The sequence below is a fragment of the Protofrankia coriariae genome (genome assembly GCF_001017755.1).
Taxonomy (GTDB): domain Bacteria; phylum Actinomycetota; class Actinomycetes; order Frankiales; family Frankiaceae; genus Protofrankia; species Protofrankia coriariae.
Map to the genome: position 1 here is coordinate 59,916 of NZ_JWIO01000024.1, position 8,338 is coordinate 68,253.

Annotated in this window: 5 protein-coding genes and 2 riboswitches; of the genes, 2 read left to right on the plus strand and 3 right to left on the minus strand. The window is 71.9% G+C overall.

Features of this window, described 5'->3' with window-relative positions; translation table 11 throughout:
- Positions 1-891: lysylphosphatidylglycerol synthase transmembrane domain-containing protein (locus FrCorBMG51_RS15195; protein ID WP_086055478.1), on the minus strand; the 891-nt coding region annotated here is incomplete at its 3' end.
- Between the two features lie 361 nt (positions 892-1,252).
- On the opposite strand from FrCorBMG51_RS15195, the gene FrCorBMG51_RS15200 reads away from it, so the two are divergent.
- Positions 1,253-2,296, plus strand: a complete 1,044-nt coding sequence (locus FrCorBMG51_RS15200; RefSeq protein WP_047223712.1) for an MBL fold metallo-hydrolase — start codon at positions 1,253-1,255, stop codon at positions 2,294-2,296.
- On the opposite strand, the gene FrCorBMG51_RS15205 is transcribed toward FrCorBMG51_RS15200, so the two are convergent.
- Positions 2,289-4,571 carry a phage holin family protein gene (locus FrCorBMG51_RS15205; protein ID WP_235433604.1) on the minus strand — a complete coding sequence of 761 codons (2,283 nt, stop codon included), beginning with the start codon at positions 4,569-4,571 and terminating at the stop codon, positions 2,289-2,291. The genes FrCorBMG51_RS15200 and FrCorBMG51_RS15205 overlap by 8 nt on opposite strands.
- Positions 4,568-4,864: a hypothetical protein gene (locus FrCorBMG51_RS29020; protein ID WP_162233222.1), complete on the minus strand. Its 297-nt coding sequence runs from the start codon at positions 4,862-4,864 to the stop codon at positions 4,568-4,570. Before FrCorBMG51_RS29020 ends, FrCorBMG51_RS15205 begins: the two co-directional genes overlap by 4 nt.
- A 497-nt stretch (positions 4,865-5,361) precedes the next feature.
- On the opposite strand from FrCorBMG51_RS29020, the gene FrCorBMG51_RS15210 reads away from it, so the two are divergent.
- Entirely contained in the window at positions 5,362-7,767 is a 2,406-nt protein-coding gene (locus tag FrCorBMG51_RS15210; protein WP_052914708.1) for a phosphoinositide-specific phospholipase C-related protein, read from the plus strand.
- Positions 7,768-7,875: 108 nt separating this feature from the next.
- A riboswitch (glycine riboswitch) is annotated at positions 7,876-7,977 on the plus strand.
- Positions 7,978-8,089, plus strand: a riboswitch (glycine riboswitch).
- Positions 8,090-8,338 lie beyond the last annotated feature (249 nt).

Consider the following 8,338-nt stretch of genomic DNA (forward strand, 5'->3'; position numbering starts at 1 on the left):
TCGGGTCGAGCCGAACCCGACCAGAGTGGGGACGAGCACCCCTTCGATGATCCCGAGTCCCCCGGGGGAGATCGGGACGGCGGCCAGCACGTTGGCGAGCCCGTAGGCGACCAGCAGGCCGTCCACGGACGCGGCGTGGCCGTAGGCGTACAGGAACACCCACAGGGAAGCGGCGGCGAGCAGCCAGTTCGCCGCCGCCCACAGCGTCGCCCTGGCGAGCTGGAGCCTGTCCGCGCCGAGGACCCGCAGCCGGTCGGCAAAGGTGCGCACCAGCCGTTCGGCGCCGTCCGGTGACAGCCCCGGCGTGCGGTGGGCGACGGAACGCACGACGCGGACGGTTCGTTCACTGCCCCGGGTGAGCAGTATCACGCCGACGAAGACGGCGGCGATCAGCAGCGTCCCCACCGCCGCGGCCGTGCCGTAGATCGGGTTGCCGCCCCGGGTCGGGATGGAGATCAACAGGCCGATCCACAGGATCACGTTCAGGACGACCGCCGAGCCCGCGCCCTGGATCGCCGCGGCGGACACCGCCTCGGAGGCGCCGACTCCGGCACTGCGTTGCAGGCGGTAGCGCAGCGCGCTCGCGGTGGCGGCACCGCCGGGCAGCATGTGGCTGACACCGAGAGTCGTCAGGTCGATCCGGATCAGCGTCCACAGCGACGGCCGGCCCTCCCGGGCGAGCACGCTGCGGGTCAGCATCGCGTAGGCGAGCAGGGACGCCGCCTCCAGGACCAGGCCGAGCACCAGAAAACGCGGCTCCACGTCGGAGAACGTCTCCAGCGCCTTGCGGGCACCGGCCAGCTGCGGCAGCACCGCGTATTCGACGATCAGTGCCAGTATCACGACCGCGGCGCCCCGGCGCAGCCATCGGGGCACCCGCAGCAGCGTCATCGGCCCGCACCCGTGGACGCCTTCGCTGTCGTGCCGGCACAACCACCGTCATGGCCATCAGCGGACCCCCACGGGCAGTACCGCGAGCGCGTACAGCACTCCGCGGGCCGGCAGCGGGACATCCGGCGGCGGGACATCGTTGTCGTGAGACCGCGCATCGCATCTCATGGTGGCCTATCGATGCTCTTGTCTACCCCGTCACCACACGGGAACACGGGATTCAGGCTGACCGTGCGCCGGTGAACATGCCGATCAGGCGTCCTGGCGGTGCCGAATCTGTCATTCGTGGCCGTGAAGCATCGATTTTTGTGGCACGGCGAGGAGACCGCGGGCGGCGGCGCGCCGCGGGCACACTGGTGGGGTGGACGTCACCTGGTGGGGGCACAGCACGGTTGTGATCGCCGATGCGGGCACGCGGCTGGTGACCGATCCCGTCTTCGGGATGCGCGTCGCCCACCTGCGCCGGCGGGCTGGCGCGCGCCCGGTGGCGCAGGCCGCGCGGGTCGACGCGGCGGTCGTCTCGCACCTGCACGCCGACCATCTCGACATCCCGTCGCTGAAGCTGCTCCCGCCGACCGCGCCGATCATCCTGCCGCGCGGTGGCGCCGCCCTGCTGGCCCGCCGGCACCCGGCGCTCGCCGAACGCTGCGTGGAGATGGTGCCCGGTGACCGCGTCCGAGTGGCTCCCCGTAACGGCACAGCCGCCTGGCTCGGCAATGCCGGTGGTAGCGCTGACAGCCACACCGACAACGGCGGGAGGGACGGCGGCAGCATCGATCATGGTGATGGCCGCGGTATCGATCACAACGTCGATCACGGCGATGGCCGCAACGTCCGTCCCGCCGTCGATCATGATATCGATCATGGCGGTGGGGTGGCGGTCGCCGCCGGTCTGGACGTGCTGGCGGTGCCCGCCGAGCACGACGGTTCGCGGGGGCCGTGGTCGCGCCATCGCGGCCCGGCGCTCGGATTCGTGGTGACCGGCAGCCGGACGGTGTGGTTCGCCGGGGACACCGCCCTGCACGACGCCATGGCCGATCTCGCCCCGCTCGGCCTCGACCTCGCTCTCGTCCCGGTCGGCGGCTGGGGGCCCACCCTCGGCCCCGGGCATCTCGACCCGGCCGGCGCGATCGAGGCGGTCCGGCGGACGCTGGGCCCGCGGCCGCTCCCCGCGCAGGCGGTGGCCGAGGCCGCGGCGATGGCGGTACCGATCCACTACGGGACCTTCTGGCCGGTCGGTTTCGACCGGGTGCGTCCCGACCGTTTCCACGAGCCCGGACGCGAGTTCGCCCGACTGGCAGCCGCCGCTGCCGACCTGCCCGCCGAGGTGCGTGTGCTCGCCCACGGCGAGTCCCTGGTCCACCCGCCGGCCGGCCGGTGGACGCCCGCGAGAGCTGTCAGGTGACGTTTTTCGACGAAGCGTGTGCCGGCTGCTCCGTACCCGGTTGCGCACCTGGTTCCACCGGTCGTCCGACCGTGTTCTGCGTGGTTTCCGCGGCTTCCTGAACGCCGGGGGTCTCGTGGGCTCCGGGGGGTTTCGGGGCCGGCGCGGTTTTCGTGTCGGCCGGCCCGCCAGAGGCGGCGGGACGGGGCTCGGGCAGCGGGCCGCGGCGCAGCCCGAGCTGTTCCAGCCAGCGGACGAGCTGGTGGTGGACGGCGTCCGGGCCCTCGATCGGGCCGGGTACGGCCGGCCAGCCCGCCGGGTACAGCAGCACGGCCCGGGTCTGGTCGCCGCCGATCCCGCCGTGGCAGCCGACCAGCTCCTCGAACGCGGCAACCTCCCGGGTGCCGGGGTCGATCCGGCTCACGACGACGATGTCGCCGACGTTGTGCATCCGCTGGTGGCGCAGCAGGTCCGCGGCGGCCCGCGAGCCGTACCCGAGCAGCGGGTTGGTGCCCTCGACCACCCCGGTCTCCAGGAACATCCGGCCCCGGGCGCCGAAGGCGACCGGTCCGTGCCCCTGGCAGCGCACCACGACGAACCCGACCCCCGGATGGTCGATCAGCCCGCGGACGAGCGCGGGGTGCAGGAACTCCATCTGTTCGAGATCGGCACGGCCGGCCACCTGCGGCAGGTAGACCATGGCCAGGTTCCCGGACGCGACCACGACGAGGTCCGGCCGCTGCGGATCGAGAGTGACCTCCAACCGGGACGGGCCGAAGGTGATCTGCCCGTCGTCGGTGCGCCGGCGCAGCATCAGCCGCCCCGGCCCGGTGCCGTCCCCGCCGCCGGTGACCTCGGTGAGCAGGGTGTTCACCGGGCCCCAGCCCTCGGCGGTCCCGGTTGCCGCGGCCGCGGCCGCCCCCGGCGTCAGCAGGCCGCGGACAGTGTCCTCCAGGGACCGTCCGTAGCGCTGGCGGAACGTCGCGCCCTGGCTCTGCCCGTGGTCGGACAGGACGACGATCTCGTACGTGCGCTCGACGGCACTGGCGATCCGCTCGAGCATCGCCAGCACCCGGTCGATGCCCTCCAGCGTCTGCAGCGACTCCCGCCGGTTGGGCCCGGCATGGTGGGCGACCTCGTCGTAGTCCACGAAGTCGCAGAACACCACGGGTACGCCGCGGGCCATCTGCTCGGCGATGAACGTGACGTTGAGGTCGCGCAGCAGGACGTTGGTCAACCCGCGCAGCGCGACGTACGAGCCACCGCGGCGGACCCGGGGAAAGATGTTGTCGCGGCGCTGCTTGCGGGCCTGGTGCACCTCTTTGATCATCTCGCCGATGGTCAGGACCAGCGACCGGGCGAGCCCCTGTGGGCTGGCCGCGAACGAGGCGTAGCCGCGGGCCCGGCGGCCGGGCAGACCGGCCTGGCTGACGGTGAGCAGGCTGTGCGGCGCGTCACCGGAGAAGACGTTGCTGATGCTGACCCCGCCGTCGGCGAGCAGGCCACGTCCGTTGCTGAACCCCCGCTCGATCTCGGCGGCGTCCCGCGGCCGGTTGGTGACCACCAGCCGGCCGGCCTCCTTGTCGTACCAGCGGAAGGCGGGGACGTGGCCGGATGTGCCGTGCAGGATGCCGGCCTGGCTGGTCGGGGTCGTCGACGGCATGCCGGTGTGCCACTCGACGAAGCGGTGCGAGCCGCCGCGGACCCAGCGGCTCAGCGTGGGCAGGTTGCCGGCCGTGACCGCCCACCGCAGCAGCGGCGCGGACAGGCCGTCGATCTGCACGATGACGACTCCCGGGCCGTCGAACGGGCTGCCGCCCCCGCCGCCGTAGCGGGCGACCTGTCGCATGACCTCGCTGCTGAACGTTCCGTCGCTGCCGGCGTCGGCCAGCCAGCCGACGACCGCCGAGATCACCGCGATGCCCCAGGCGACCCCGACGGCCGCACCGAAGCTGCTGGAGATCACCTCTGGTTCGATGCGCAGCGCAACGTAGATCACCAGGGTCTGCGCGAACAGGCCGATCAACGGGACGGCGATCCCACCGAGCGCGACTGCCAGGGCGACGAGCACCGGCCGCAGCACCACGCCCACCAGGGTGAGAATGACCACCAGGCGCATCAGCGCGCCGAAGCCGTTGATCTCGATGCCGGGCAGGAACTCCAGGGCCAGACCGAGGGCAAGCCCGCTCGCCACGACGGACCGGGTGACGCGCAGGAGGCGGTGCGGCGTCGGCTTCATGTCGCGCAGCACGATGCCGGCGAGGCGCAGCCGTCCCCGCAGCAGCCTACCGATCACGGCGAGGCGCCGCCCGTGCCCGCGTCCACGTTCGGGCCGGGCGGGGCGGGACCGCGTACCGGTGTCGGTGCCGTCAGCACCGGTGTGACCCACAACCATGACCAGCGCAGACTAGAGCGCTGGTCAAGCAGCGCGGACAGCGTCCGCGTCCGTCCGCGTGGAGCGTGGCCCGGACGAGCTCGTCGTTCGGCGCTCTTTTCGGCCTGGTGGGCGTACGCGACGACGGACTTCTGGCGATCTTTTCTGTTGTTCGGGGCCTGTTGGCGTTGGTCACCGGCGGTGCGGTTGCTCATGGCCGTGCCGTGGGTGTTTGGGATCATATCTGACGGATTTTCGACTGGCTGGACGGGAAATTGTCCGTGTCTGGCCGTCCGCCCGCTCGTCGCGCGGTTGTCCGGCGGATGAGCGCCGGATGGTCGTGGTGACGACCGGATATCGGGCATCCGGGTGCCCGGCCGCGGGTCATGGCCCCGGAGCGGGATCTGAAGCAAGCCCGGGAGTGAGAAATACCGGTATTTGAGCAGGCGCCGGCGGGTGCAATTCGGGCGAATGGTCCCGGTGAGCTGATCCGGAAGTCACGCAACACACTGGATCACCACCTTACGCCCATCGTAGACACTTCGATCACGCACCATAGAAACAAGCACCGGTTGCGAGCCGGTGTACGGCGAGGTGGTCGGATCCGGAAGACGACGCGGCGAGTCAGGTGGGAGGCGCGGTGAGCCACACGCGCGTCCGGGCGGGTCGGCGTGGGCCGGTTCCGGCCCCCCGTCCCGGAGCGGACGGCTCCGTGACCGGCTCCCGCGAAGAGGACGTCCGCGCGGCCGAGGGCCACCCGTCCGAGAGCCCCGCGGCGGCCGAGGCCCACAACGGGACGAGGGAGGCCAACGCCGGGCCGGCGGGCATCCCCGCGGGGAGCGCCTTCCCCGGGGCCGATCCCCGGCGGGACGGCCCACGGTGGGCAACCGGCCGTGCCGGCCGCCGCCGGGGCGGTGGCTCCCGCCGCCGTCGGCACCGCTGGGACCGCCCGCTGCGAGTGCTGGTCGTGCTGGTCGCGGCGGTGTGCTGGCCCGCGGTCGTCGGCCTGCTCACCGTGCACGCGACCGTGCAGCAGCCGGGCTACTACAAGCGGGCGCTCGCCGACGCCGACGTGTACGAGCGTTTCTACAGCCAGGTCCTGACCGATCCGCAGATCGTCGAAATCTCCGACCAGCTCTTCGCCGGCCTCCCCGTGGACCAGTCGTTGCTGACCGCGAACCTGCGGGTGGTCGTCCCCCCGTCGTCGTTGCAGGGGGTGGCCGCGAGCCTGGCGGAGCGCACCGCGGGCTACCTGAGCGGCAACGGCGACACGCTCTACCTGCGCATCGACCTGCGCCCGGTGCTGGCCAACATCTCCCAGCTCGCCAGCACCTACCTGGCCGACGAGCTCTCGGGCGCCGGCACCTACCCGGTGGACGACGTCAGCCGGTTCACCGTCGGCCTGCTCGACGCGCTCGACCAGCTTTCCCAGGGACGCCCACCGGCGTCCGTGCCGTCGATCACCTCGGTCCGGCTCTCCGAGCGGCAGGCCGACCAGGTGGCCGACGCCGTCCTCGACCGGGTGGGCGGGCTGGGCACGGACGAGCACCAGGCCGTACGCGAGCAGCTGGTCACGCTCATGCGGGCTGGTGATCTCACCTCGGCGCTGGCGGTCGCCGGCCCGCTGGTCTTCGACGGCGACGAGGCCGCCATCGCCGATCTGCGGCGGCGGGTCGGCGGTGGCACCAGCATCGATCTGGGGCCGGCACTGACCGGGCTGCCCGAATCCCCCGGCACCATGGCGGTGCACGCCGTCCACGATCTCGGCTCGTCGGGGGTGCTGCTCGCCGCGGGTGGGCTCGCCGGCCTGATGCTGGTGGTGTTCGCCACCGGGTTCGTCGTGATCGTCAGGCACGGTGGGTCGGGGTTCCGCCTGGTGCTGGCGGGGCTTGTCGCGGCCGGGGCGGCCGGGCTCGCCGCCGGGGGCGTGCTGATGACGCTGGTCGGCGATCCGCTCGCGGCGTTGACCGGCCCGTCATCGTCGCTGCCGGTGAGCGTGCGGGCGATGGTCGGTGACATCTCCTCGGCGCTGGTCGACCAGCTCCGCGACAACTGGTTCGGGTTCGCGGCGATGCCGCTGGTGGCCGCCGCCGGTGTCACGGTGGTAGCTGCCGCGGCGCGGATGCTGGTGGTCCGGGCGCACGCCCGTCGGCGGCGCTGGGGGACGTTGGCGATCACCTCGACGACGATCGTCGTCCTGCTGTGGATCGCGATGCCGCTGCCGGTCACCCCGGCCGCCAGGTACTGCAACGGCTCCGAGCTGCTCTGCGACCGCCGCTACACCGACGTCGTGTACCCGGCGACGCACAACGCGATGGCGGCCAGCGACGCGCGCTTCCTGGGCGCGGCCCAGGATCCGGACCTGATCGGCCAGCTGAACGCGGGTATCCGGGCGCTGCTCATCGACGTCCATCACTGGACGCCGCCGCAGGACGTCGAGGCATTCCTGCGCGGCCTGCCGCCGGACCAGCGGGCCACCCTCGAGCCGTTCACCCGGGGCGCCCGCTCCAGTCGTCCCGGGCTGTGGCTGTGTCACAACATCTGCCAGCTCGGCGCGCTCAGCCTGGAGACCGAGCTGACCCGGTTGCGGGCCTGGCTCGACGCGAACCCGACCGAGGTGGTGACCCTGATCGTCCAGGACGAGGCACCCGCGTCCGAGGTGACAGGGGCCTTCACCCGGGCCGGGCTCGGGCGTTACACGCTCACACCTCCCAGGGACGCGGATGGTGACTGGCCGTCACTGGGTTCGATGGTCGAGCGGAACCGCAGACTGGTGGTGCTCGCGGAGAACGCCGACGTCCCGGGCACCTTCTACCGGCGGTTCTTCCGATACGCGGCCGACACGGCCCTGGACGTCTCCTCGCCCGACGGCTTCGACTGCCGGCCTGGCCGCGGGCCGGGCCGGCCCGCGCCGATACTGATCAACCACTGGATCACCCGGACGGCGAGCAGCCGCGCGGACGCGGCCGTGATCAACCGCCGGGAGTCCCTGCTCAGGCAGGTCGAGGCCTGCCAGCGTGCGCAGGGCCGGCTGCCGACGTTCATCGCGGTGGACTTCGCGACCATCGGTGACCTTGTTCCGACCGTCGCCGAGCTCAACCACCTTCAGGACCGGTAGTGTAACTATCGGTGATGGTCGTCGCGGTGCGGCGCCGTCACGGGTTGGCGGCTGGCGACCGTCGACCATAGGATTCAATCCAGACGGACAACTGAACATCGATGCCGCTCACGCCCGCGCGGGAGAGTCCACGGCAGCTTGCGGTCCGTGGCGCCGAAGGAGCAAGACCTCCCCTATACACTCTCAGGCCGGAGAAACCGCCGGGTCAGGCAACTCTGGAAAGCGGACGTTCCGTGACGTCCCGCCGACGGTGAAAGCCCACGCATATCGGTCGCGGGTCGATATGCCGGGTGAAGCTCTCAGGCATACGTACAGAGGGGGAGGTCAGTCGCGGCCGGCGCGCTGCCGGGTCGCCCGATCTCTGGAGCGCATCGACCGTGCACGTACCCGTTTCGTCCTCTTCTGGCGCAATATCCTCTTCAGGATCCTCATCGGGTGACACAGATGGTTCTGCTGGTACCAGCCGTGAGAACGGCAGCGGTGGCGTGAATGGCACTGGCGGCGTCGGCCGCGGCGGTGGCGCCAACCGTAACGGCGGTGCGAACGGCGCTGGCGAGAGGTCCGCCACCCG